The organism is Halomonas icarae (genome assembly GCF_009901955.1).
In the GTDB taxonomy this organism is placed as follows: domain Bacteria; phylum Pseudomonadota; class Gammaproteobacteria; order Pseudomonadales; family Halomonadaceae; genus Halomonas; species Halomonas icarae.
Genome location: NZ_WUTS01000001.1, coordinates 2,239,682 through 2,266,171 on the forward strand (window position 1 = coordinate 2,239,682; position 26,490 = coordinate 2,266,171).

Here is a 26,490-nt window from a genome sequence, read left to right on the forward strand (position 1 = left end):
ATAAACAGGGGTAGCCAAAGATGGTATCAGTTTATCGAATCAAATTCTTGAGTTTTCCCTATCTGAAAAAATAGGGGTAAGACACCGTCTTGCCCCCCTATCGTGTCATATGTCACATGTGTCAAGTGTCGGGCACCATGCGACCGCCCACCTTAGCCGAGGTGCCAATCCTGCTCAGTGTGCAATGCGATACCCCAGCGCATAGAGCGCGGGCACGAAGAACAGGGTGATCAGGGTGCCGACGGCCACGCCACCGATCAGCACATAGGCCAGCGGCCCCCAGAAGCTGTCCAGGGTCAGCGGAATAAAGGCGAGTATCGCCGCCAGCGCGGTCAATACCACCGGGCGGGCCCGCTGCACGGCCGCTTCCACCACGGCATCGCGCATCGTCATCTCGGATTTAACGTTATCCGCCACCTGCTGGGTCAGGATCAGGGTATTGCGCATCAGGATCCCCGCCAGGCCGATCAGCCCCAGGGTGGCGACGAAGCCGAAGGGCTGGTTGAACAGCAGCAGTGCGGCCACCGCTCCGATCAGCCCCAGCGGGGCCGTCGCCATGACGATAAAGGTGCCGGCGAAGGAGCGCATCTGCAGCATGATGAAGATCAGCATCAGCACCACCATCAGCGGCTGCAGGGCCTGAATCGAGGCCTCCGCCTTGGCCGACTGCTCCACCGAGCCACCGATCTGCAGCCGATAGCCGGCGGGCAGGCGTTCGCGCAGCTCGCCGAGCGCCTGCCAGACCTCCCGGGTCACGTCGTTGGGCTGGGCATCCTCGATCTCGGCATTGACGGCCAGGAACGGCTGGCGGTCGATACGCCGGATCACCGGCTCCTCGAAGACGGTCTCCAGCTCGCCCAGCTGGGCCAATGGTATGCGCCGCCCATCGCGGTTGAGGATCTCCAGGCTCTGCAGGTCGACGTTATCGATCATCGCCCCACGTCCCACGGCAGGCACCAGGCGAATACCGTCGCGCAGCTCGGTGATGGTCATGCCATCCAGCTGGAACTGCAGCTGACGCGCCACCTCGTCCGGAGTCAGGCCGAGCAGCTGCAGACGAGAGTGATCGATCGCCAGGTGCAACCGCGGGACCCGCTCGTCCCACTCCAGATGGGGGTCGCGTGTGGCGGCATGGTCAGCCATTGTCTCACGCACCTGATGGCCGATCTCGCGCAGGCGGTCGGGGTCATCGCCCAGCACACGAATGCTGACCGGCCAGTCGACCGGTGGCCCATAGAGCAGCTTCTGCACACGGACTCGCGCCTCGGGGAAGTCACCGGCGGCGATATGGTCATTGAGCTTTTCGATCAGCCGCTCCCGCGCCTCGACTCCCTCGGTCACCACGATCAGCTTGGCAAACGCCGGATTCGGCTGTTCAGGATTGGCGGAGATAAAGAAGCGCGGCGCACCGGCCCCGACGTAGGCGGAGAGTGACTCCACCCCGTTGGCCTCGCCGATCAGCGCCTCGAGGCGTCGCGTCGTTGCATCGGTGGCGCCGATCGCCGTGCCCTGGGGGTGATAAACGCTGACCAGCACCTCGGGTCGGTCGGAGCTTGGGAAGAACTGCTTCTCTACCGGCACGGCCAGGCCGGCGGCGGCCGCCACCAGCAGCACCACCGTGAGCGCCACCACGCTCTTGCGATAGCGTACACAGCCACTGATGATCCCGCGCAGGCGACGATAGCCCCGTGACTGGTAGGCCTCGTGCTGGCCATGGGCCGCCTTCTGCTCGGGCAACAACTTGACGCCCAGGTAGGGAGTGAAGACCACCGCCACGATCCACGACAGCAACAACGATACACACAGCACCCAGAAGATATTGCCGGTGTACTCGCCCACGGCCGACTGGGCAAAGCCGATCGGCACGAAGCCTGCCACCGTCACCAGGGTGCCGAACAGCATCGGTGCCGCGGTAACGTTCCAGGCGTGGGTGGCCGCATCGAGCCGATTCCAGCCCGCCTCCATCTTCACGATCATCATCTCCAGGGCAATGATGGCATCGTCGACCAGCAGCCCGAGGGCGATGATCAGAGCGCCTAGGGTGACGCGGTCCAGATTGATCCCCATCGCCAGCATCGTCACGAAGGTCAGCGCCAGCGTGACCGGAATGGCGACCCCCACCACGATGCCGGCGCGCAACCCGACCGCCAGCATGGTGACCAGCATCACCACCAGCACGGCGACCAGAAACTTCACCTGGAAGAGATTCACGGCTCCTGCAATGGCATCGGCCTGGTTGGTCATCACCTCGAGGGACATGCCCAGCGGCAGGCGCTTGCGCTCCTGCTGCCAGAAGGCGTCCAGGCGGTCGCCAAACGCGAGACCATTGACGCCCTGCTCCATCACCACCCCCAGCAGAAGACTCTCTTCGCCAAAGGCGCGCACCAGATAGCCGGGTGGATCTTCGTAGCCGCGGGAGATGTCGGCGATATCGCCCAGGCGAATCAGCCGCTCTCCGATACGGATCGGCACATCGGCCAGCGCCTCGGGGTCCGACAGGTCATTGGTCAGCCGCAGATAGAGGCGTGGCCCCTGGGTATCGATGCGCCCGGCCGGCAACAGTCGATTGTGCGCCTGAATGGCGGAGAAGACGGCGTCGGGGGAGATGCCCAGGCTCTGCAGCCGAGCCAGGTCGAAGTCGACATGCATGCGCTCCTGACGCTCCCCCAGCACTTCGGCCTTGTTGACCCCCTCGACCCGCTGCAGCCGGTCCCGAATCTCCTCGGCCTCGCGCAGCAGCTCACGCATCGGCATGCCGGGCGCGGTCAAGGCCGCCAAGGAGAAGTAGACGTCGCCGAAGTCCTCGTTGATCATCGGCCCCATCACGCCGTCGGGGAGTGTGGGAGCGGCATCCTGCATGCGACGACGCACCTGGTAGAAGCGCTCGGTTATCGCCTCGCCAGGCACGGTATCCTCGAACTCCACCTTGAGATCGGCGCGCCCGGGGCGGATGGTTGTCTCGATGCGGTAGAGATCGTCGACCTCCTGGATACGCTTCTCCAGCGGATCCACCACGCTCTCCTGGATCTCTTCCGGCGAGGCACCGGGCCACGCCGTTGAGACCATCATCACTCTTACGGTGAAGTCTGGGTCCTCCGCTCGTCCCAGGGAGGCGAAGGCATAGGCCCCCGCCAGCAGCGCGAGCACCAGGAAGAACAGTGTGACGGCCCGCTCACGAACCGCCAGCGCCGAAAGGTTGGGAAAGCTCACGGCGCCTCCTTCTCGTCCAGCGGCCGCACCGCCATGCCTGCCGTGAGCAGGTGGGTCCCCAGGCTGATCACCGCCTCCCCGGCCTCGAGCCCGTCACCGCTGACCCAGGCGTGATCACGGGTTACCTGTTCCAGCGTCACCGGCAGCGGCTGCGCCTCCCCCTCCACGATCTGCCATAACCTCGGGCCCTCCCCGCGCTCATCCAGCGCCGCCACCGGCACCTGGAAACGTGTCTGAGATGCGGCTTCCGCCAGGATAAAGCGTGTCTGGACCACATCGCCCAGGCTACGCCCCTCCAGCGGCGCCTCCAGTCGATAGCGAGCTCGCCAGGTACGGCTGGCCGGGTCGGCCGCTCCCGCCACCTCACGTCGGATCAACGTAATGTGCTTCTCCCCCACCAACAGTTCGCCCGTCTGGGGCGGCCGCGACCGAGCGGGAAAGTTGACCTCGACCTCGCGCGGCCCCTCCTGGGCCAGCCTGGCGACCGCCTGACCGACGCCGACCACCTGCCCCGGTTCGCCGCTGACATCGATCAACACACCATCGTCCTCGGCACGCAGGCTCGCATGATCCAGGGCGTTACGCGCCTGAGTAACCCTGGCACTCGCCGCCTCTCGACGGGTGGCCGTCTCACGTACTCCCAGCTCGGCACGCTCGAAGGCCTGGCGGCTGAGATACCCCTTGTTCAACAGCTGTCGGTCGCGAGACAGATCGGCCTCGGCCACATCCAGCGCCGCCTCGGCAGCGGCAAGCTCCGCTCGGGCGGCGGCAAGTGACTCCTCAAGATCGCTGGGGTCGAGGGTGAACAGCACCTCGCCCTGCTTGACGCGCTGCCCGGCATCGACGTGGCGCGTGGCGATCTGACCACTGACCCGAAAGGCCATGGGCGTTTCATAGCGGGCACGCAGCACGCCAGTAAGCGACAGCGTGGGAGCCGAGCTCGCCGTCAGCGGGGCCGTCTTGACCCAGCGCGGTGAGTCCGCCGCCGATGACTCGGGCCCCTGATCCTGACACCCGGCCAGCAGCGGTAGGGTCAACAGCAGCAGGGCCGCCAGCGGCAGGAGCGACTTCGACAGGATTCGAAGGGAAAGCTGCATCGCGCATCCTTGGTCATGGCGGTGACAAGCGAGTCGCCCGAAAAACCAGGCACGTCTCGCTCCGTGACCGTCGGGAGGCTGTCACGGGTAATGCCACCAAGGTTTCAAACATCTATTTGAAACGATCATACCAGATGTTTTCAGGGGACCAATCGCTCACCGGCTCGTGCCCCCCTCAACGCATCGCCCCCACGTCAGATAACCGACGCGGGGGCGATATCATTCACTTAACGCGAATGAGCGATGCAGGCTAAGCCAGCGTCATCACAATGCGACCTCAATGGGATTCACGAGCCGCTCGAAATCCCCATAGGAGAGCTGCATGACGCCCGTGTGGTTGCCGGCATTGAAAGCGATACGGTCGGCGGCGGTCAGATGCGGGGAAACAAACACCTCCATCCCGAAAAGATGGCCAAAGGGTGGCATCGCCCCCACCTCGCAATCCGGGAAGCTGTCCTTGAACTCGTCCTCTTCGGCAAGCTCAACGGACGTGGCGCCGACGGAGCGTGCCATCTGCTGCAGGTCCACCCGGTCGGATGCCGGCAGAACCGCCTGCGCCAGCCGCCCATCGATCTTCACCATCACGCACTTCGCGAAGTGCCTGCCCGTCACATGGACGGACTCGGCAATCTCCTGCGCGGTATAGGCCGGAGAGTGCTGGAGAATCGAATACCTGACGTTCTGGTCATCGAGATACTGTTTTACTCGCTCCATGGACATGGCGACCACCTGCTCGTTGTCTCGTCAAAGCACGACTATCCCTTAAAGGATAGTCAGCAACGGAGCAGACGTCCCCCTATATCCCTTGGCCGCACGCTGTTGTGCGGCGGCGCATCGCTGGCGGAGACCCGGCGGCGTTCAGGCATCCGCCGGAGCATAGACGTCCTGCGGGCGCATGCCGGCCTTGATGGCGCGAGCGGCATGTAGCTTCCTGTAGCTCTCGATCAAGCGTTGATGCTTCTCCAGCCCTTCGAGCGCCATGCTGGTTGGGGTGAGGCCATGGAAGCGCACACTACCGTTCACCGAGCCGATCACCGCCTCGATGGTCTCTTCGCCGAACATCCGCCCCAGGTTATAGCGGAAGTCGTTCACCTCGAGCTCGTCATCCAGCATGACCTCAAGCACCGCCTGCACCGCCTGATAGAAGAGATTGCGCTCCACGGTGTTGTCGTTGTACTGCAGGAACATCTCGACTCGCTCCAGCGCCTCCTCATGCTGACCCAACGCCAGATTGATCAGCAACTTGAGCTCGAGGATGGTGAGCTGGCCCCAGATGGTGTTCTCGTCGAACTCGATGCCGATCAGCGAAATGATCGTCATATGCTCGTCGAGCTGGCTCTCCTCCAGGCGCTCGAGCAGATCGGCGAGCTCACCGTCGCTCAGGCGGTGCAGGTTGAGAATATCCTCGCGGTAGTCGAGGGCCATATTGGTGTTGTCCCACACCAGGTCCTCCACCGGATAGACCTCGGAGAAGCCAGGCACCAGGATGCGGCACACCGGCGCGCCGAGCTCTTCGCGCACCGCGACATAGGACTCCAGCCCCATCTCCTCGAGGATGCCGAACAGGGCCGCGCTCTCCTCCTCGTTGCTGTAGGTGCCGCCGCCGGTGAAGTCCCAGTCACAGAACTCGATCTCCGAGCGGGAGCTGAAGAAGCGCCAGGAGATCACCCCGGACGAATCGATGAAGTGCTCCACGTAGTTATTGGGCTCGGTGACCGCCATGGAGTTGAAGGTGGGCGGCAGAAAGTCGTTGAAGCCCTCGAAGCTGCGACCCTGCAGCAGCTCGGTGAAGGTCCGCTCCAGGGCCACATGAAAGCTCGGGTGGGCACCGAAGCAGGCGAACACGCCACCGGTCTTGGGGTTCATCAGGGTCACGCAGGTCACCGGGAACTGGCCGCCCAGGGAGGCGTCCTTTACCAGCACCGGGAAGCCCTGGACCTCCAGCGCCTCGATGCCCTCGACGATCTCGGGGTAGCGCGCCAGCACCTCCTGGGGAATGTCGGGCAGCACCATCTCCTCTTCGATGATCTGCTTCTTCACCGCTCGCTCGAGAATTTCGGAGAGGCACTGCACCTGGGCCTCGGCCAGGGTATTGCCGGCGCTCATCCCGTTGCTGAGGTAGAGGTTCTCGATCAGGTTCGAGGGGAAGTAGACCGTCTCGCCGTCGGAGTGACGCACGAAGGGCAGCGCAACGATACCGCGATCCGCCCGGCCGGAATTGGTATCGATCAGGTTCGAGGCGCACAGCTCCCCTTCCGGGTCATAGATTTCTCGGCAGTAGGCATCGAGGATGCCCTCCGGCAAGGCATCGTCGGGCCCCGGCAGGAACCACTTCTCGTTGGGGTAGTGAACGAACTCGGCGTTGGCGATCTCCTCGCCGAAGAACTGATCGTTATAGAAGAAGTTGAAGTTGGTCCGCTCGATGAACTCGCCCAGCGCCGAACAGAGCGCACTCTCCTTGGTGGCACCCTTGCCATTGGTGAAGCACATCGGCGAGGCGGCGTCGCGGATATGCAAGGACCAGACGTGGGGCACGATATTGCGCCAGGAGGCGATCTCGATCTTCATGCCCAGGTCGGCCAGGATGCCGGTCATGTTGGCGATGGTCTGCTCAAGGGGCAGATCCTTGCCCTCGATCCAGGTGCCGCCGCCCTCTTCATCGCCCAGCGCCTTGCTCTTTTCACCGCCCATCAGCAGGGCCTGGGCGTCCTCGTCGATGTTCTCCACCGCCTCGACCTGGAACTCGGGGCCGGTCTGCACCACCTTCTTCACCGTGCAGCGATCGATGGAGCGCAGAATACCCTGGCGATCCTTGTCGGAGATGTCCTCGGGCAGCTCGACCTGAATCCGGAAGATCTGCTTGTAGCGGTTCTCGGGGTCGACGATGTTGTTCTGCGACAACCGAATATTCTCGGTGGGAATATCCCGGGCGTTGCAGTAGACCTTGACGAAGTAGGCCGCACACATCGCCGAGGAGGCCAGGAAGTAGTCGAAGGGCCCCGGCGCCGAGCCGTCACCCTTGTAGCGGATGGGCTGGTCGGAGATGACCGTGAAGTCGTCGAACTTGGCCTCCAGGCGGAGGTTGTCGAGATAGTTGACCTTGATTTCCATGAGGCACCGACAGAGCGTTGAGCGTGAACGAGCGTAACCGCGCATTATCCCAGCTCTGGCGCCAGGCGTCATGCCGAATCCAAGGGGTGCAAGACCATTGCCGTCAGCAGCGGCCTTCGTAAACACTGATCAGGTCCTCGATATTCATGTCTATCATCTCCTCATCCGGCCCCTCCAAGCGCACTTCCTGAAGGATCTCGATAAATGGTGCGACGCTTTCACAGGGCTGCTCGTGGTACAGCTCCAGAAACGTACGGTAAAAGGTGATGTTGGCGATAGCGGCCAGGCGGCCCCCCCTGTTGGGTATGGGCTCGGCGACCCGAAAAGAGGCCGTCAAGGCATCACGCGCCTTTTAGAGATCGAAGGCATCACCATTGGCTCCGTACGCCCGTCTCATTTTCAGCAACTTTTTCGGCGCGACCGAAAGCGCCCTCGGGATGCTCGAGCAGCGTTTCGATGAGGTTAAGCGTATCGCGGTGCCCGCTCCCCTACGCTCTGGCGCCATTCAGATCACCGCGGCTCGTGCCGGAGCGCCTCTTGTCCACGCCAGGAACGCCCGCGAATAAGACGCCCTTTAGGATCAGGCTTCCTCGGGGCCATGCACCGTGACGCCATGCTGATCCAGCACCTCGAGCAGTGTGGGCAGATCCGGTGAGCCAGGGGGCACCCGCGCATTCACGGCGCGGAACATCTCCACAGCCTGGCCTTGTTCGGTAATCTCGAGCATCTCACCGCCGCCCTCGGCGAAGTGGAAAGCATGTACCGCGCCGGCGGGCACGTGAACCAGAGTTCCTGTTTCACAGAGCGCTGACTGGTCGCCGGCCGAGAAGTGAACGGCTCCCTTGAGCACATAGAAACTTTCGTCCCAGGGGTGACTGTGCGGTGGCGGACCCACGCCTTCATCACCCCGCTGCAGGGTGATTTCCCGGCCATTGGCCTGGTCCTTGGATATCAACACGGTGACGTCTACACCGACGACCGACAGGGACGATGCGTGGTCGCTCGGGTTAAAAATTGTCGCATGGGGATTCATGGTTCTTGCCTCGCTATGGTCCTGTCGGGCCAGAGCACCGGCAGGGGTGTCTCCGGTACCCGTACCAGCGGCAAGACCAAAGGGGTACGACAGGTTGTGACAGGTCTCCACGCATGGCACCGGAGGGAAAGGCGGGCCTTATCGGGAAAGCGCCTGTGGCACTAGCCGCAGAGGGCGGCAATAGGAAGGAGCAGGTGCCGGCTCGTGTGCTCGCTCTTGAAGTCTAGGCTCGTGCCGCAATGCCTGCCAGGAAATCGATGACACAGCCCTGAGCGTATTCAGCTGTAAGCAACGATCTGTCCAATTCCTCTTTCGTGTACCCGGTCATTTCGCACCTGCGCGGATTTAGATAGACCAGACGCCTGCCCTGTAGGACCACAATACCTTCCTGTGCCGTTTCCATCAGATCTCATTGAGGTCGGCGCTATAGAGTACCAGCCGGGTGCAGTCCGTGCAGACCCTTGTTCGCTCATTGGTAAATAAGCCGATAGCAGGAGTCAGCATATTCCTGCATATGCCATCAATCACCTTCTGCCTTCATGGGCTGATCGAGATCATGAAGTTACGCCACCGGCGCAAACAGTAGCGCCAGATCCTCCTCGTCGAACAGCGGGCCATCGCTTCTGTGCTCGGCACCACCCTCGAGGATGGAGGCGGCCAGATCCGCCTTGCGCGCCTGCAGATCGAGGATGCGCTCCTCCACGGTGCCGGCGCACACCAGCTTGTAGACGAATACCGGATTCTGCTGCCCCATGCGGTGGGCACGGCCGGTGGCCTGGGCCTCTACCGCGGGGTTCCACCAGGGGTCGTAGTGAATCACCGTGTCCGCGGCGGTCAGATTGAGGCCGGTACCGCCGGCCTTGAGGCTGATCAGAAACACCGGGATCTCGCCCTGCTGGAAGAGCGCCACCCGCTGGGTTCGGGTCTTGCCCGGCGTCTCGCCGGTGAGAGTGGTAAAGGGAATGTGGTCGTGTTCCAGGGCCTCGCCGATCAGCGCCAGCATCTCGGTGAACTGGGAGAAGATCAGGATTCGCCTGCCCTCCTCCACCAACGGCGCCACCAGCTCGCGCAGCTGTTCCAGCTTGGCCGAGCGCTTCGTCTTGCGCGCACTCTGCAGCTTGACCAACCGTGGATCACAGCACACCTGGCGCAGCTTGAGCAGCGCATCGAGCATGACGATGCCGGAGCCCGCCAGGCCACGCTCGGCCACCGCCTGCTGCACCCGCTGGTGCTGGGCCAGACGCAAGCTCTCGTAGAGCTCGCGCTGGACGCCACCCAGGGTGACCTCGCGGCGAGTCTCGGTCTTCTCGGGCAGCTCGGCCAGCACCTGCTGCTTGGTTCGGCGCAGCATCAGCGGTGCGATGCGCCGGGAGAGGCGCTGGCGCAGTGCGACATCACCCTCCTTCTCGATCGGCGTGCGGAAGCGCTGGCCGAACCATTGCTGGCTGCCCAGCGCCCCGGGCGCCACTGCATCGAGCTGGGCCCATAGCTCACCCAAATGGTTCTCCAGGGGGGTGCCGGTCATGGCGATGGCGCGCTCGACGTCGAGTTGGCGCACCGCACGGGCGGTCTGGCTCGCGGCATTCTTGATCGCTTGAGCCTCGTCGAGCACCAGCAATCCGAGTCGATAGTCGCGCAGACGCTCCAGATCACGGATCAGCAGCGCATAGGTGGTGATCACCAGGTCGGCATCCGCCAGCCCCGCGTCGAACTGCCGCTCACGCTGGGCCTTGCCGCCCTGCAGGGCCACCACCTTGAGCTCGGGGGCAAAACGTGCCGCCTCGGCGCACCAGTTACCCACCAGGCTGGTCGGCGCGACCACCAGGCTAGGACCTGCCAACGCACCGCGGGCGCGCTCATCGAGCAGGTGTGCCAGCACCTGTATCGTCTTGCCCAGCCCCATGTCGTCGGCCAGGATGCCACCGGTACCGAGCTCCGAGAGAAAGCGCATCCAGGCGATGCCACGGCCCTGGTAGTCGCGCAGTTCGCCGGCGAAGCCAGGGGGCGCCGGCAGACTGGTGGGTAACGCACGCAGGCGTCGTGCCAGGTCGGTGACATCCTCGCGCCCCGCCCAGCGCTCATGCTCGGCCAACGGCGCGACCCTCTCGGCGGCGGTCAGTGGCAGGCGCAACGCTGCCTCCGGATCGCTCTCGTCGCCCAGCCAGTCGAGGATGGGCGCCATCAGCGAACGCAGCCGAGCAAGGGGCATCACCAGGCGGCGGTTCTCCGGCAGGATCAGCGTCCAGGTGGCGTCGTCAGCTTCGTCTTCGGCGGGCTCCAGCGGAAACTCTGGATCCTTGAACAGACGGCGCAGAATCGGCAGCAGGTTGAGGCGCTCGCCCTCCACCTCGATATCCAGCGCCAGATCGAACCAGCCGTTGCCCGCCGGCTCCAGCTCACCGTACCAGTCGTCCGGCTCGACGTAGGTCGGCTCCTCGGGGAAGTCGTCGTCGAACGTTACCAGGCAACCGGCCTGGCGTAGCCTGGCGATCATCTCCCACCACTCGTCGGGGCCGGCCAGGTGTGTAGACCATTCGGCGGCAGTGGCCGGCGGCGTACCCTCCAGAGGCAGCAGCAGCGTCCACTCGGGCAGCTCCAGGTAAGTGGGCACCGCCTCGATCTGCTGCAGGCGCTCCAGGGTCACCATGCCGGGGGGAAGCGACCTCACCAGTGCCAACTCCGCCTGGGAGTCGCGCATCACGGTCAGTCGCTGCCCATCGCGAAAGGCCTGAATGCTCTCGCCCGGCTCCGGCGGCACCTCGACGCCATCGTAGTCGAAGCTCACCACGGCGGCCCCCACCTCGACCCAGCGGGGAACCATGGCGCCATCACGATAGCCCAGCTGCCCGGATCCAATCTGCATGGTGACCTTTAAACGCGGGGCGACGCCTTCCAGGGTGTATTCCTCGATTTTCTGAGGTGCCGGAAGCCGTTCCGCCAGGCCAGGCGCTGCGTGCAAGCGCTCGTTGAGCCAGCCACTCATCTCCGGGGGCAGCGGGGGCGCGTGGCGCAGACGCATCAGCAGCCCGGGGTCGCCCTCCAGACGCCCGAAACGCCCGCGACGCTCATCGAGATAGCAGAGCTCGGCACCGGCGCGCACGATGACAGCGGCATCGGAGATGACCTCGGCGGGTTCGGTATCGGCACGCAGACGCTGGTTGCCGTCGGCATCGGGCTCCCAGGCCAGGGTCAGGCGAGCGGCCGGGCCGGTATCGAGCATGGCGCCGGTCTGCTTGGGATAGAACAGCAGCGGCGGTGCGGCGCTCTCCAGCAGTGACCATAGCGCCCGTGCCTGAAAGGCGTGGGTGACCGAACTCCAGGCATACTCCTGTCCCGAGCCCGAAAGCTGGCGGCGCTGCTCGCCGAGCATCAGTAGCTCCAGGGCTTCCTCCTGATCGGAGGCAAGGCCTTGAGGTGGCCTGGGCGTCAGGCCCCCACCGCGCCGCACATTGATGGGTCGTGGCGTCACCCAGCCGTTGCCGCGGGCGCGTCGTTTGGTGGGCCGCACCCAGACCGGTGATACCTGAAGCGCCGGCGAGCGAGGGTTTGGGTCAACATCCAGGAACAGCGCCAGGCGATGATCCTCCTCGAGCTCCTCGACGTATCGCCTGCCGCCAAGTGGCGACTGGAGCTCGGCTAGCCACGCCTCCCAGCGCTGCTCCAGCATGCCGGCATCATCCTCCGACGGTATGCCCTCGGCCTCTCTGGCATCGATAAAGCACTGGATCACCGCTACCGCGTGCTTGCATTGGCGCCCCACCGGGCAGCTGCAGTCGCTGATCACCCCCATCTCGGGGTTGTCGGGATCCACGGCCAGGCTGGTGAGATAGCGGCTACGCCCGCTGCCATCTACCTGAGCTCGCAGCACCAGCATCGCTCCCTCATGCTCAATACGTGGGCGATTGCGCACCTTGCCCTGCTGTGCATAGGCTTGTCCGCGAGAAAACGACTGCGGATCGAAACTTAGCTGCCAATGGATATCCTTCAGGGCGCGGTAGAGCGTCAACTCAGGAACGGCAGGTCGGGCATCCGGCACAATGATTCCTCAATGAAGACTTAACGAATGAAGACTTAACGTATGAAGACAAGGCTGCTATTGGAACGAAACCCGATACCTGAAGCAACGATGAGACGCGAGACAGGCAGGTCATCCCCCCTCACGGCTTATGACGCCAGCATGTCGAAACCATAAGGAATGTTAGTCAAGCAATCATATTCACCTGCAGCTAAATTGAGTAGAGTATTTGGCCTTGCTTACCGCCTGGTCGATAGCCGGTCTGGCGACCGAGGCCGTCTGAGCCGCGCCACCGTTGCCGAGCTCGGTGCCTGAACGGCCAACACAACCTTACATCTGCCCCCGAATCAGCAGTCAGGCCATGCCATGAATCAACCCTTGTCCTCCGCGGCATCCGCTCGTTTCGTCCCTGCCAAATACCTGGCGGCCCTCGGTCCCGGCTTCCTTTTCGCCGGGGCTGCCATCGGCACCTCCCATGTGGTGCAAGCGACCCGTGCCGGAGCCGAATATGGCATCGGCCTGCTGGGGTTTATCCTGCTGGCGATCCTCATCAAGTACCCCACCTTCTTCTTCGGCCCCTTCTATGTCAGCGTCACCGGCAAGTCGCTGATCGAGGGCTATCGCCAGACGTTCGGCAAGCACGTGGTGGCGCTCTTCGCCCTGGTACAGCTGCCGATGTTGGCGATCATCATCGCCGCCATCGCCATTACCACGGCGGGCCTGGCCGGCACCCTGCTGTCACTGGACCTGAGCGCTCCGGCTATCGCCACCGTGCTGATCACCGGCGGCTGCCTGCTCACCTATACCGGCGGCTACCGAATGCTGGACTGGGTCAACAAGGTGTTTATCGTCATTCTCACCCTGACCACCCTGTTGGCCACGCTGGCGGCGTGGCCGATGGTCGACTGGAGTCTCTATCCCGCCACCGCCGCTTCGCCGCTCTACAGCGCCGCCACGCTGGTGACCCTGGTGGCGGTGCTGGGCCTGATGCCCTCGGATATCACTCTGGCGATCCTCAACTCGCTGTGGTCGGAGGCTCGTAACAAGACCCGTGGCGAGCGCTGCGACACCGAGGCGGAGAAGCTCGATTTCGATATCGGCTATATCGGCGCCGCGATCCTTGCCGCATGCTTCGTGATCATGGGCGCCGGGGTGATGCATAGTCAGGGCATCACCCCGGCCGACGGTGCGGTGGGTTTCGCCAGCCAAGTCGTCGGCCTCTACACCTCGACCCTGGGTGAGTGGAGCGGCGTTGTGGTGGGAATCTCCGCCTTCACTGTGATGCTGACCACGCTGCTCACCGTGCTGGACGGCTTCCCGCGCATGATGACCGCCGCCTACCATGCCATTACCCGCCCCGATGGGATCGAGGAGGAGACGCGCAGGGTCGAGGGAAGCCATGCCTACCTGGTCGCCATGCTTGGTCTGTCGCTGCTTGCCATCCTGATCCTCTTCACCCTGATGGGCAGCTTTCGCCTGTTCATGGACTTCGTGATGGTGTCGGCCTTCCTGCTTAGCCCCATTCTGGCGGCGCTCAACCATTTCACCGCCAATGGCACCAGCGTGCCCCTTGAGCAACGCCCCTCGCGGCTTATCAATGCCTGGAGTCTGCTGGCCATCGCCACCCTGGTGCTGCTCTCGCTGGGGTATCTCTACGTGCGCTTTATCCACTGACCCACTGACCCTCTGAGACCAGGGACGACTCAGCATGCCGACCATTACCTGCATCGACGATCTACAGCGCCTGGCACGGCGCCGAGTGCCCAGGATGTTCTACGACTATGTAGACTCCGGCGCCTGGACCGAAAGCACCTACCGGGCCAATGCCAACGACTTCTCAAACATCGGGCTTCGCCAACGCGTAATGGTGGATATGAGCAATCGCCGCCTGGAGAGCGAGATGCTCGGCGAGCGAGTGAGCCTGCCGCTGGCGCTCGCCCCCACCGGCCTTACCGGCATGCAACACGCCGATGGCGAGATCCTCGCCGCCCGTGCCGCCGAGGCCTTCGGTGTGCCCTTTACGCTCTCCACGATGAGCATCTGCTCCATCGAGGATGTCGCCGAACACACTTCACGCCCCTTCTGGTTCCAGCTCTATGTGATGCGCGACCGGAAGTTCATCGGACGACTGATTGACCGCGCCAAGGCGGCGGGCTGCTCGGCCCTGGTGCTGACCGCCGACCTGCAGATCCTCGGCCAGCGCCACAAGGACATCATTAACGGCCTGACGGTGCCACCGCGCCCCACCCCTCGCAACCTGCTCGACTTGGCCACCAAGTGGCGCTGGTGTCTGGGCATGGCACGCACTCGGCGACGCACCTTCGGCAACCTGGCGGGTCACGTCGAGGACGCCACGGACCTGGGCCAGCTGGCCAAGTGGACCGCCGGACAGTTCGATCCCAGCCTGAGCTGGGACGATGTCGCCTGGATCAAGGAGCGCTGGGGCGGCAAGCTGGTGATCAAGGGTATTCTGGAGCCGGAGGATGCCGAGCAGGCGGTGGCAGCGGGTGCCGATGCCATCGTGGTCTCCAATCATGGCGGCCGTCAGCTGGACGGCGCCTCATCCAGCATCCAGGCCTTGCCATCCATCGTTGCCGCCGTGGGGGATCGCTGCGAGGTCCACCTGGACGGCGGCATCCGTTCCGGCCAGGACCTGCTCAAGGCCCTGGCGCTGGGTGCCAAGGGAGGCTATATCGGGCGTGCCTTCCTTTACGGGCTCGGGGCACTGGGCCAGGAGGGTGTCAGTGAATCCCTGCGCATCATCCACAAGGAGCTGGATACCACCCTGGCGCTATGCGGCCTGCGGGATATCCATGATGTCGATACCCGGATCCTGCGCCCAGGCAGCTATCCCCTGCCGAGCCGACCCGCCCCCTCGACCCCTCGATAGCCTGCGTCGCCGCCAGCCAGGAACCCTGGCATGGCGGCGCAGCCATTCCGGCCTTGTTGTTTCGGCATATCATATTGAATTTTAAGTAACTATTCGACACTTTCACGCCCACTCCCAGGCTCCGCAGCGAACCTTGAGGCCAGACCGGTATCGACAGCACCTCGCGGTGTCCGGGACCCCAGAGGTACAGGACTGGCAGCAACCCCCTTTAGACTTATAAGTCAACTCTTGTTAGTATTCCGTCGTTCTAGTCGGCGCCACCCCCCTCGGTGCCAAAATTCTCGCAACTAGAGCAATCCCCTCATGCCTCCCAACACTGCCCCTGCATCCGCCGGGAACTCGGCGTTTTCGCGTCTGGGCGATCCCATCGTTCTGCTGCTTACTGTCGGTTTCATCGTGGCCTTCGTCGGCCTCTCGCTTTACGACATCGACATGGTGGCCGACAGCATCAGTGCCGGTTTTGCCTGGACCGCCACGACGCTGGGTACCTACTTCCAGCTACTGCTGCTGCTGACCTTCATGATCGCGATCGGCGTGGCCATCTCCCCCGCCGCCAGCGCCCGGGTTGGCAACATGGACAGCCCGCAGATCAGCACCTTCAAGTGGCTGTCGATGATCATGTGTACCCTGCTGGCCGGAGGTGGCGTCTTCTTCGCCGCCGGTGAGCCCATCTACCACTTCGTGGTGACACCACCGGCCTTCGATACCGAACCAGGCACCGCCGATGCCGTTGCAGGCGCCCTGGCCCAGTCGTTCATGCACTGGGGCTTTCTTGCCTGGGCCGTGCTGGGAACCCTCAGCGCGATCGTGCTTGCCCATGCCCACTACGTGAAGGGTCAGCCACTGCAACCCCGCACCCTGCTTTATCCGGTCTTCGGCGAGCGGGTAATGCGCGGCGCACTTGGCAGCATAGTCGACGCCTGCTGCGTGATCGCGGTGGTCGCCGGCACCGTCGGCCCGATCGGCTTTCTCGCCACCCAGGTGAGCTTCGGCCTGCATGAGCTGTTCGGCATCAGCGAAGGGTATGGCACCAAGCTCGGCATTCTGGTGGTACTGGCGGGGGTCTACATCACCTCGGCCATGACCGGTGTGCACAAGGGCATCCAGATCCTGTCGCGCTTCAACGTCTTCCTGGCACTGGCGATTGCCGCGGTGATTCTGGTCGCCGGTCCGACCCTGTATCTGGTCAACGCCTTCAGTCAGGGCTTCGGGGAATACCTCTCATCATTCTTCACCATGGCCACCATGAGCGCCGAAACCGCGCCGGCGTGGTGGATGCAGTGGTGGACGGTATTCTTCTTCGCCTGGTTTATCGGCTACGCACCACTGATGGCGATCTTCGTGGCACGCATCTCCCGCGGCCGCACCATTCGCGAGATGATCCTAGCGGTGGCGGTGATGGCGCCGGTTGCCACCACCATCTGGTTTACCCTGCTCGGCGGTTCCGGCATCCACTATCAGCTGATCGGGGCGATCGATCTCACCGAGGCGCTGAACAACTTCCAGTTCGATGTCGCCACCCTGACCGTTGCTCAGGCACTGCCGGGCGGCTCCCTGATGGCGCTGGCCATCCTGCTGCTGACCAGCATCTTCGTGGCGACCACCGGCGACTCCATGAGCTACGCCATCGCCGTGGTATGCGCCGGCCACGACGCGCCGAGCCCGCTGGTGCGCGCCTTCTGGGGTCTCGCCATGGCGGTGATGGCTGGTATTCTGCTACATATGGGCGCCGGCCAGATCGGCGCACTCCAGCAATTTATCGTGATCACCGCGATACCCGTCTCGCTGGTACTGCTGCCCTCACTCTGGGCCGGCCCCAAGGCCGCCTATGCCATGGCCCGTGAACAGGGCGTCATCACCCCAAATGTGGCGACCGTTACCCATAACGGCTGAGCCACGACCGAGGTTCCGTGAAGCGGTAAAAGGAGGCACCCATATGGGTGCCTCCTTTCTTTTATGGTGTGCCTGGGGCATCGTGAGTTGCAGATCGTTTCGGTGTCATCTTGACGCACAGGAGTCATCATCATGAAGGTACTGCCTGCCCTGGTACTCGCCGTCGCCACCATCGTGGCGGCCTCATTGATTGGCGAGGGGCTGACCGATCTGCGGACCGGCGACCGCTACGTCACCGTCAAGGGACTCGCCGAGCGTGAGGTCGAGGCGGACCTCGCCCTCTGGCCGCTGCACTTCGTGGCCTCGGGCACGACCCTGCAGCAAGCTCGCGAAGAGGCCCGCGTCAGCCGCGAGGCCATTTTCGCCTTTATCGAGCGTCACGATATCGATGCTCAGCAGGTGGAGCTTCAGCGTCTCAATGTCAACGACACCGCCGCCAACCCCTATCGCAGCGGCGATACCGAGCCACGCTTCATCATCAATCAGACCCTGATGGTGCGCAGCACGGAGATTGAGCGCATTCGTGACACGGCCCAGGCAGTGGGCGAGTTGCTCGACGCCGGTGTGGTCCTCTCATCGGACTACGGCCCCAGCGGTCCGATCTATCTGTTCAATCGCCTCAACGAGATCAAGCCAACCATGATCGCCGAAGCCACCGCAGCCGCCCGGGAGTCCGCGGAGCAATTTGCCCGGGATGCCAATGCCGACATTGGCACCCTGCGCCGCGCCAATCAGGGGGTATTCGAGATTCGTGCCCGCGACCAGGCGGCGGGCATCCCCGAGGAGCAGCAACCGATCAAGACCGTCAGGGTGGTCACCACCATCGAGTATTATCTCGACTAGGGCTTCACTAGAGATCCATGACACCGGCATAGCGCACACCACTGAGCAGAGCCATCTCACGTTTCCAGGTCGCCAAGTCCCGAGGCCCGAAGCCGGCCAGGCTGTCGTGACCACAGGCCCGCGCCATTACCTGCATCAGCTCCATCGAGGCGCGCAGGAAGCGTTCGAGCTGAGCGGCAGACTTGTCGACATCGAGACGCTGTCGCAGATCGTTTCGCTGGGTGGCAATGCCCGCCGGGCAGTTGTTGGTATGGCAGATACGCGCCGCCACACAGCCGATGGACTGCATCGCGCTGTTGGCGATGGCGACCCCGTCGGCTCCCAACGCCAGCGCCTTGACGAAGTCGATGGGCAGGCGCAGGCCGCCAGTAACGATCAGGGTCACGCGACCGCTCGCTCCCTCATCATCGAGGTAACGGCGGGCACGCGCCAGGGCCGGAATGGTGGGCACACTGATATGGTCACGGAACATCAATGGCGCCGCCCCGGTACCACCACCGCGGCCGTCGAGAATCAGATAGTCGGCACCGGCGTCGAGGGCAAACTGGATATCGTGCTCGATATGGTTGGCACTGAGCTTGAAGCCGATCGGAATACCACCGGTGATTTCGCGCACGCGATCGGCAAATCGGCGGAAGTCATCGACCGTGTGCAGATCCTCGAAGGTCGCCGGCGACACGGCGGGCTCGCCCTCCTTCAAGCCACGGATCTCGGCGATCCGCGCCGACACCTTGCCGGCGGGTAGATGGCCACCGGTACCTGTCTTCGCCGCCTGGCCGCCCTTGAAGTGAAACGCCTGGACCCTCTCGAGCAGGCGTTCCTCGTAGCCGAATCGAGCACTGGCCAATTCATAGAAATAACGGGAATTCTCGGCCTGCTCCTCGGGCAACATGCCACCCTCGCCGGAGCAGATGCCGGTGCCGGCGCGTTCGGCGCCTCGTGCCATGGCGATCTTGGCCTCCTCGGAGAGCGCCCCGAAGCTCATGTCGGAGACCAGCAGCGGCATGTCGAGAGTCAGCGGCTTTTTTGCCGCGGGGCCGACCACCAGTCGGGTATCGACTCGGGCATCATCGAGCAGCGGCTGGGTCGCCAGCTGCGCCACCATCAGCTGCAGGTCGTCCCATTGGGGCAGAGTATGACGCGGCACACCCATGGCATCGATGGGGCCATGGGGACCCACCCCATCGAGCCCCTCCCGCGCGAGGCGATGAATCAGCTCTACCGTGGGCTCCTCCTCGGTGGCCTTGGCCCTGGGCATCCGGTCATTATCTTCTTCACTGGCTTCGCTCACCTTATCGGGATCCGGTGCCTCCTGGCCCACCTGTTCCCTGCTGAACTGCTGGTGAGTGCTGTCGCAGTAGGGAGCATCGCCGGTCTGCTTGCAGCGGCATAGATACGCCTCACCGTCCTTCTCGGCGGTAAACACCAGCGGTGTGAAACCGGTGCCCTGATGCGAACCATCACAGAAGGGCTGATCGCCGGAACGACCACAGCGGCAGAAGACGTACTCCTTGCCCTTCTCCAGCATGACCTTCTTCGGCTTGTTGTCGGCGATGATCGGTTGGCGCATGGGATCCTCCTGTTGGCCAAGGGCACTGCCCGTAGTCTGAGACAGTTCCCGCATGGCGGCCAGGTTCCCCGCTCCTCCCCATTTCGCTAATATGATCTTGTCCCTGACCACGAGCCGCAACCATGCAAGCCACCCTCGAGCAGCGCGCGCTGAAGCTCTCCATCGTCATGACCCTGGTGGTCTCGGGCCTGGGCGTCACCGTCGGCCTGCTGGCCGGCTCCCAGTCGATCCTCTTCGATGGCGTCTTCTCCACCATCGATGCCGCCATGTCCGGGCTGGCTCTGCTGGTGGCAAGGCTGGCCGTGCGCGAGGCCAGCCAGCGCTTCCAGCACGGCTACTGGCATCTGGAGCCGCTGGTGGCCGCCCTCAACGGCAGCATCCTGATGCTGTTGTGCTTCTACGCCTTCCTGACCGCACTGCTCGACCTGCGCGAAGGAGGTCGCGAACTGGCCTTCGATCTGGCCATCGCCTATGCCGTGGTGGTGGCCATTGCCTGTTTCGTGATGACCGCCTATCAACGACGGATCAATCGCACGGCAGACTCCGAGTTCGTGCGCATCGACATGCAGGGCTGGCTGATGGCCGCATTGATCACCAGTGCGTTGCTGGTGGCGTTTATCATCGCAAGGCTGCTGCAGGGGACGGCCTGGGCTCATCTCACTCCCTATGTGGATTCGGTGCTGCTGATGCTGCTGACTGCCGGTTTCATGCCGGTCCCCATCGGCATCGTGCGCCGAGCGTTGAAGGAGATCTTCCTGATTGCGCCAAGTGCACTGGACGCCGAGGTGCATGCGGCCATGGCCCCGGTGATGGAACGCGAGGGGCTGCTGACCTACTACAGCCATGTCGCCAAGGCGGGGCGCGGCCACTATATCGAGATCCATATCGTCACCACGCCAGACTTCGCCGCCGAGCGTGGCGTGGCAGTGATGGACGAGATACGCGAACAGATCGCCGAGCGCCTCAGCCCGCCACCGGAGCGGCGCTGGTTTACCGTGGCCTTTACCGCCGATGAGCGCTGGGCCTAGGCGCGGACGACTAGGCCCTTATCGGGCCTATCGTCTTGATGAACGGCCCGGACTGTCCCAGACACCCTCGCGCTGCACCGCACGGCCCTCCGCTTCGAGCTTGAGCAGGTGGGCCAGCGCCGAGCGTGTCGCCAGCCCCTGCTTCGCCTCGGGCACATCGTCATAGGCATGGCGCGTCAACGCCTCCAGGCTCACCGGACCATGACGCCACAGCGCCAGACGAACCTTGTGCTCGCGGGCCAGCCGATGGGTGATCAGGAAGTCGATGGCGCCGTGGGCCTGGCCGATCAGGAAGCCGTGGCCCGGGGCGATGGTGTCGAACGCCTCCTCGCCCAGGGCATGCAAGGCCGCGACATAGGCGGCCATATCGCCGTCCGGAGGATTGATCACCACGGTGGAACCCTGCATGACCTGATCGCCGGAGAAGAGCAGTCGCTGCTCCTCCAGCAGATAGCAGAGATGGTTGGAGGCGTGCCCCGGGGTGTGCAGCACCTTGAGGGTGCCGGCCGGCGTCTCGAGACGCTCCCCGTGTCCCGGGCAGTCACCCGGGTCACCCCCGGCACCAGGCTAACCGCCCGACCGGGCACGATCTCGGCGTTGGCACTGGCGTGCCGCTGGGGGTCCAGGCGGCGCACCTCGGCATAGGCCGGTGAATCCGGCTCCACCAGGCAGGTCTTCCCCTGGCTGATCTCGGCATCATCGCGCCCCCGGACCAAGGCGCGAAGCTCGGTATCCCCCATGTCCACGGCGCCACCGGGAAAGACGTGATAGCCGGGGAGAAAGGCAGCCTGCCAGGTACGCTGCAGCAGCAACACTTCGAGGCCCTCCGCACCATCGCGCACCAGCGCCAGGGTAGCGGCGGGACGAACCCGCTGGGCTCGCTCAGGGTGACTCATGTCGACCAGACTCTCCTTCTGGCTAAGGGGCATTATCGGTGTGGGGCGTATCGGTGTGAGGATTCATGACGAGCCAGAGTGCCCCTCACCCGCCTGGCTCGAGTCGAATGATGCCTCGCCGCCCTCGGCAATGGTCACATCGCGGCGGCTGACGGCCACCACCTCCCGGGGCCACCACTCGGGGTGCTCGTCGCGAATAAAGGCCAGCAGCTTCTCGCGCAGCCGAGCCTCGGCGACCCACCCTCCCATGGGCTCTCGCGTCATCATGTAGCAACGCACCTCGATCGTTGCCTCGTTCTGGGCCGTCGCGTAGCAGCACAGCTTGTCCGGCTCGATCACGTCGGGCTCCTGCTCGGCCAGCTCCTGAAAGCGTTGCCGCAGGCACTCGATATCGGCACTGATGTGCAGGGTAAGCGCCAGCTGGCGATAGAGACGTGCATCCTTGGCGGAGAGGTTATAGAAGGGCTGAGAGACGAAGTGCTTGACCGGCACGATCAGACGCCGCTCGTCCCAGCCCCGTAGACGAATAAAGGTATAGAAGATGCCCTCGACATAGCACCACTGCCCCTCGAACACCACCAGATCACCCATCCGGATCGGCTTGGCCAGCGACAGCTGAAAGGAGGAGAGGATATTGCCCAGCACTGCCTGGCCGGCGATGCCCACCAGCACCGTCAGGACACTGGCCGAGGCGAGCAGCGACAGACCGAGGGTACCGAACAGGTTGATCTCCGCCAGGATATAGACCGTCACGGCGATGACCGTGATCAGGATGATGCCGCGCCTGAGGGCATAGAGAGAAGTCAGCAGCTTGCGTTCATCTCGGTGACGGGTGTCATCGATCTCACCCACCAGACGCTGGGTCATCCTGTGCAGGAAGGCGTCGACCAGACGCAGGGCGGCAAGCCCCATCCCCCAGGCCATGATCACGATAAGCAGGATACGGAAACCGGCGGTCGCCACACCGGAGAAGGAGACCACGCTGCCCAGCAGCACCTGGGCCATCAGCGACATGGCGATAAAGGTCACCGGTACCGGTATCCGAGCTACGAAACGCTTCGCCAGGCTACCGACCGGCAACCAGCCGGCCATGGCCGATGTGAGGCGATACACGGTCCACCCCAGCAGACCGATCAACGTCATGAAGAGGGGAATCGCCAGCCACTCCCATAACCGCAGCATGCCAAGCGAACGCTGGAAACGCTCGGGAATACGCCGCTCGAGCCAGGAGGGTCCGTAGGCCTTATAGAGGACGGGGACAAACGCCAGGGTGTCGGGGGTGATCAACCACACCGGCGCCTGATCGCCGGCCCGATAGCGGGCGAGGCGAATCGCGTGGGACTCGCCGTCGGCCTCCAGCGAGGTCAATAGAAGATTGCGACGTGCCTGGCCGGCCAGGGGGTGATTGCCGGACATGTCCTCGACCATGGCATCGCGTCGACTGGAGAGGTCCGAGGGTTGCAGCCAGTCGCCCCGCTGCAGCACCGAGGCGAGCTGGCGTGCCAGCTCACTGCCCCGGGTGGCCTGCTCCTGGGCCGGCAGCTCGGTGAGATTGAGCAGATGCGCCGCCGCCTCGAAATCCCCCTTTCCGCTCAGGGTAAGAAAGCTGCGCAACGCCTCACGGGGTGTCTGGCGCCGCACCTGCTCGGGTGGCTCGCCGAGGCCGCTGTTGAGGGTCTCGAGGGTGAACCATGGACCATCCTCATGCTGAGAGGACTGGACCGATACCGGACCCGCCAGCAGCAGTGCCAGCGACACCAACACCCAAAGCACCGGCACCGGCAGCGGCATCGGCGTCGGCGTCGGTGATACTCGGCGCCAACGGAGCAAGCAGCGCGAGAGATAGCGCCTCATGTCGGTCCCTCCCTACCGTCGTGAGCCTCCCCTACCCGGCCATCCGCGGCCAGGCTACTGGCAGTACACGCGATGCTCGCCGTACCGTCTACCCCCTCCGCGGTCGATTCAGTCCTGATGCGCCGCCCCCGTACGAGCACGGCAGGGGCCGAACAGGCAGGCGGCAAGCAGGATCAAACCTGCCAGGCTGGCGATCATGCCGGCGGCACTGAGCGACGTATCGAAGCCCAGCCAGCGCGGCGCCTCACCGGCCAGCAGATACCCCCCTACCGCAGCCAGCAGGGCGAATACCTGACTCCAGACGATCTGCACGCCGAGACGATTGGTCATCAACCGCGCGGCAGCGGCCGGGCAGATGAACATCGCGATCACGATGATCGACCCCACCGCCTCAAAGGCGGCGATGGCGGCCACCGCCACCAGGGTCACCAGCATCAGGTCGACCAGCGCCGGACGCGTTCGCATGCTGGCGGCAAAGTCGGGATCGAAGCTGGCCAGCACCAGCGGGCGGCGCATTATCACCACGAAGATCACCACCACCAGCCCGACCCAGGCGGCCCGGCCCAGCTGGGGAGGAAGATCGGCCAGCGCCACCGGATCGAACAGCGCACCAAGACCCACCCCTTCGAACCAGATCAGGCTCTCCAGATTACCGTAGAGGGCATGTTCGACGTCCAGGTGTACCCCAGCGGCGCCATGCCACTCCAGCAGCAGCACGCCGACGGCAAACAGGCTGGTGAATACCACGCCCATGGCGGCCGTCCCCTCCACTCGCCCCAGGCGGCGAATCAGCTCGATCAGTGCCACCGTCACCAGGGCAGCCACCCCGGCGCCCAGCATCATGGCCAGCGAGGCCAGGGTGCCGGTAATCAGGAAACTGACCACGATCCCGGGCAGTGCCACATGGCTGATGGCATCGCCGATCAGGCTCTGCCGGCGCAGCACCAGAAAGTTGCCGAGCAACGCACAGGTCATCGAGATGATGATCGCGATTGTCAGCGGCACCAGGCTGAACATCATGAACTCATTCATCGTGTCACCTCCGCGGGGGGCAGCTCCGCCTCCAGAGCCATGATGGCGTCCACCGAAAGCACCTGGCCGATCGGCGTCAGTCCGGCATGCTCCCGATGCAGGGCATCATCCGGATAGCGGCGCCGATAGAGGGCCCATAGCCGCTCCTCATGCTCGGCGTCGCGTGCCGCCGCCTCGCCCGCCGGGGTGGCGACCCCATCGCGACGCACCAGGCCGCGGCGGCGCAACAGCTTTAGCGTCAGCCCATCGAAGATCGGCTCATCACGCTCCAGGGCAAGCAGCCCCTGGCGCAGGTGCACACGCCGTCGCAGACGCTGATAGGCGAGCAGGGAGGCCAGCACCCCGCGACGCGGTGAGAACAGAAAGGAGATCAAAAACAGGCCGAAGGCGGAAAGCACGATCAGCGGACCGGTGGGCAGCCCTTCGCGCACGCTGGAGAGCGTCACCCCGAGATAGCCTGCCAGGGCGCCGAGCAGTGCGGCAAGGGCCACCATGCGCATGGGCTGGTCGGTCCAGAAACGCGCCGCGACCGGAGGAATAATGGTCAGTGCCACGATCAGGATCAGCCCGGTGACCTTGAGACCGATCACCACGACCGCCATCAGCAGCAGCAGCAACAGCAGATCGAGCCTGCCGGTATTGAACCCCTGGGTGCGGGCGAAGGCCGGATCGAAACAGAGCAGCAGAAAGTCACGCCGCCACACCATCAGGGCCAGCAGCAGACCCAGGGCGCAGGCGGCGATCAGCAGCGCTTCGGAGTAGAGCATGCCGGCGGTGGCCCCTACCAGATAACTGGTCAGGCCCGACTGGCCACGTACCGAGAGGGTCTGGATCACGGTGATCAGCACCACCCCGAAGGCGAAGAAGGTCGAGAGCACGGCACCGATGGCGGCGTCCTCTCCGAGTCGAGTACGCTCCCCGATACGCTGCACCAACCACAACCCCAGGGCAGCGCTTCCGGCGGCACCGGCGAGCAGCACCGGCAGCACCCGGCCATCTCCCTGCCAAAGGCCCATGACCAGAAAGGCCAAAGCCAGCCCCGGCAATGTCGCATGGCTGATGGCATCGCTGACCAGGGCACGCTTGCGCAGCAGGACGAAGCTACCCACCATGCCGGCCGCCGCGGCCAGCAGCATGGCGCCCACGGTGACCAGGCTGGTGTTGTAACCCAGGGTGAAGGTCAGTGCCCGCCACCAGGTCTCCATCACCATCTCCTCTCCTCCTCCTGGCGCCTGCCGTTCGGGGACTCGGTGAGCCGCGCCAGCTGAACCGGGCTGAGCCGGCCGCCGTAGGTGGCCTGTAGATTCTCTTCGCTAAAGGCCTCGTCGACCGAACCGGCGGCGATGCGGCGCACATTCATCAGCAACACATGATCGAAGTAGTCGCGCACCGTGGCTAGATCGTGATGCACGCAGAGCAGGGTTCGCCCCTCGTCTCGCAACGACTTGAGCACCTGGATGATGGCCGCCTCGGTCGCGGCATCGACCCCGGCGAAGGGCTCATCGAGGATGGTCAGATCGGCCTCCTGGACCAGGGCCCGGGCCAGAAACACCCGTTGCTGCTGGCCTCCCGAGAGCTGACCAATCTGTCGGTCGGCGAAACCCTCCATGCCGACCCGTGCCAGGCTCTCCATGGCGCGCAGACGTAACTGTCGAGAGCCGAACTGCCACCAGCGCAGATCGCGATAGAGTCCCATGCCCACCACATCGATGACGCGCGCCGGGAAGTCCCAGTCGACACTGGAGCGCTGGGGCACGAAGGCCAGGTGGCGGGTCTCCTGATCGAGAGGGCGACCGAAGACACGCACCTCGCCGGAGAGTCGTCGGGTGATGCCCAGCGCCGCCTTGAGCAACGTCGACTTGCCGGCGCCATTGGGCCCGATGATGGCGCTCATGCTGCCCGGCGGGGTGACGAAGTCCACCGAGTGCACCACCGGGCGATGATCGTAGCTGACCGTGAGCCCCTGAATCGCCAGGGGACTAGCGATCACCTCCTTGCCGAGACGCGAATCGGGCATG

At 64.2% G+C, this 26,490-nt stretch carries 20 protein-coding genes; 5 read left to right on the forward strand and 15 right to left on the reverse strand.

The genetic code is table 11. From position 1 onward, the window contains the following. Positions 1-174: 174 nt before the first annotated feature. From GRB80_RS10170 to GRB80_RS16540, 8 genes are all read right to left on the reverse strand, one after another. On the reverse strand, positions 175-3,210 hold the full coding sequence (locus GRB80_RS10170) for an efflux RND transporter permease subunit (protein ID WP_161423508.1): 3,036 nt from the start codon (positions 3,208-3,210) through the stop codon (positions 175-177). Continuing rightward, entirely contained in the window at positions 3,207-4,307 is a 1,101-nt protein-coding gene (locus tag GRB80_RS10175) for an efflux RND transporter periplasmic adaptor subunit (RefSeq protein WP_161423509.1), read from the reverse strand. Before GRB80_RS10175 ends, GRB80_RS10170 begins: the two co-directional genes overlap by 4 nt. 264 nt (positions 4,308-4,571) lie before the next feature. Beyond that, positions 4,572-5,027, reverse strand: coding sequence for an aminoacyl-tRNA deacylase (locus GRB80_RS10180; RefSeq protein WP_161423510.1), 456 nt, complete (start codon positions 5,025-5,027; stop codon positions 4,572-4,574). A 138-nt stretch (positions 5,028-5,165) separates the two neighbouring features. Next, positions 5,166-7,418, reverse strand: a complete 2,253-nt coding sequence (locus tag GRB80_RS10185; protein WP_161423511.1) for an OsmC domain/YcaO domain-containing protein — start codon at positions 7,416-7,418, stop codon at positions 5,166-5,168. A gap of 103 nt (positions 7,419-7,521) precedes the next feature. Beyond that, a complete protein-coding gene (locus tag GRB80_RS10190; RefSeq protein ID WP_161423512.1) occupies positions 7,522-7,755 on the reverse strand; it encodes a hypothetical protein in 234 nt (77 codons plus the stop codon). Between the two features lie 243 nt (positions 7,756-7,998). Further along, the gene (locus GRB80_RS10195; protein ID WP_161423513.1) at positions 7,999-8,451 is read right to left on the reverse strand and encodes a cupin domain-containing protein; all 453 of its coding nucleotides are present in this window, start codon (positions 8,449-8,451) and stop codon (positions 7,999-8,001) included. A gap of 223 nt (positions 8,452-8,674) precedes the next feature. Next, positions 8,675-8,854: a PAS domain-containing protein gene (locus GRB80_RS16605; RefSeq protein ID WP_161423514.1), complete on the reverse strand. Its 180-nt coding sequence runs from the start codon at positions 8,852-8,854 to the stop codon at positions 8,675-8,677. 159 nt (positions 8,855-9,013) lie between these two features. Beyond that, positions 9,014-12,487: a DEAD/DEAH box helicase gene (locus tag GRB80_RS16540; protein WP_161423515.1), complete on the reverse strand. Its 3,474-nt coding sequence runs from the start codon at positions 12,485-12,487 to the stop codon at positions 9,014-9,016. 345 nt (positions 12,488-12,832) lie between these two features. On the opposite strand from GRB80_RS16540, the gene GRB80_RS10210 reads away from it, so the two are divergent. The 4 genes from GRB80_RS10210 to GRB80_RS10225 all read left to right on the forward strand — a co-directional run bounded on the left by GRB80_RS10210 (position 12,833) and on the right by GRB80_RS10225 (position 18,092). After that, the gene (locus tag GRB80_RS10210) at positions 12,833-14,140 is read left to right on the forward strand and encodes an NRAMP family divalent metal transporter (RefSeq protein ID WP_161423516.1); all 1,308 of its coding nucleotides are present in this window, start codon (positions 12,833-12,835) and stop codon (positions 14,138-14,140) included. 34 nt (positions 14,141-14,174) lie between these two features. Continuing rightward, positions 14,175-15,356: an alpha-hydroxy acid oxidase gene (locus GRB80_RS10215; protein WP_161423517.1), complete on the forward strand. Its 1,182-nt coding sequence runs from the start codon at positions 14,175-14,177 to the stop codon at positions 15,354-15,356. Positions 15,357-15,659: 303 nt separating this feature from the next. Then, positions 15,660-17,249: a BCCT family transporter gene (locus GRB80_RS10220; protein WP_161423518.1), complete on the forward strand. Its 1,590-nt coding sequence runs from the start codon at positions 15,660-15,662 to the stop codon at positions 17,247-17,249. A gap of 132 nt (positions 17,250-17,381) precedes the next feature. Beyond that, positions 17,382-18,092: an SIMPL domain-containing protein gene (locus GRB80_RS10225; protein WP_132042621.1), complete on the forward strand. Its 711-nt coding sequence runs from the start codon at positions 17,382-17,384 to the stop codon at positions 18,090-18,092. Positions 18,093-18,099: 7 nt separating this feature from the next. Here GRB80_RS10225 and GRB80_RS10230 read toward each other — a convergent pair whose 3' ends face one another. Beyond that, on the reverse strand, positions 18,100-19,662 hold the full coding sequence (locus GRB80_RS10230; protein ID WP_161423519.1) for a glutamate synthase-related protein: 1,563 nt from the start codon (positions 19,660-19,662) through the stop codon (positions 18,100-18,102). A gap of 122 nt (positions 19,663-19,784) precedes the next feature. On the opposite strand from GRB80_RS10230, the gene GRB80_RS10235 reads away from it, so the two are divergent. After that, positions 19,785-20,690 (forward strand): cation diffusion facilitator family transporter, encoded by a 906-nt coding sequence (locus tag GRB80_RS10235; RefSeq protein ID WP_161423520.1) that lies wholly within the window; start codon positions 19,785-19,787, stop codon positions 20,688-20,690. 27 nt (positions 20,691-20,717) lie between these two features. Here the strand turns inward: GRB80_RS10235 and GRB80_RS10240 are convergent, their stop codons facing one another. The 6 genes from GRB80_RS10240 to GRB80_RS10265 all read right to left on the reverse strand — a co-directional run bounded on the left by GRB80_RS10240 (position 20,718) and on the right by GRB80_RS10265 (position 26,489). Next, a complete protein-coding gene (locus GRB80_RS10240; protein ID WP_161423521.1) occupies positions 20,718-21,182 on the reverse strand; it encodes an MBL fold metallo-hydrolase in 465 nt (154 codons plus the stop codon). Further along, positions 21,077-21,586, reverse strand: a complete 510-nt coding sequence (locus GRB80_RS10245) for an NUDIX hydrolase (protein WP_161423522.1) — start codon at positions 21,584-21,586, stop codon at positions 21,077-21,079. The genes GRB80_RS10240 and GRB80_RS10245 overlap by 106 nt, the downstream gene beginning before the upstream one ends. A gap of 63 nt (positions 21,587-21,649) precedes the next feature. Then, a complete protein-coding gene (locus GRB80_RS10250) occupies positions 21,650-23,440 on the reverse strand; it encodes a mechanosensitive ion channel family protein (RefSeq protein WP_237561965.1) in 1,791 nt (596 codons plus the stop codon). Between the two features lie 108 nt (positions 23,441-23,548). Then, positions 23,549-24,472, reverse strand: coding sequence for a metal ABC transporter permease (locus tag GRB80_RS10255; RefSeq protein ID WP_161423523.1), 924 nt, complete (start codon positions 24,470-24,472; stop codon positions 23,549-23,551). After that, the gene (locus GRB80_RS10260; protein ID WP_202597203.1) at positions 24,469-25,683 is read right to left on the reverse strand and encodes a metal ABC transporter permease; all 1,215 of its coding nucleotides are present in this window, start codon (positions 25,681-25,683) and stop codon (positions 24,469-24,471) included. The genes GRB80_RS10255 and GRB80_RS10260 overlap by 4 nt, the downstream gene beginning before the upstream one ends. After that, the gene (locus tag GRB80_RS10265) at positions 25,677-26,489 is read right to left on the reverse strand and encodes a metal ABC transporter ATP-binding protein (RefSeq protein ID WP_161423524.1); all 813 of its coding nucleotides are present in this window, start codon (positions 26,487-26,489) and stop codon (positions 25,677-25,679) included. The genes GRB80_RS10260 and GRB80_RS10265 overlap by 7 nt, the downstream gene beginning before the upstream one ends. Between the last annotated feature and the right edge of the window lies 1 nt (position 26,490).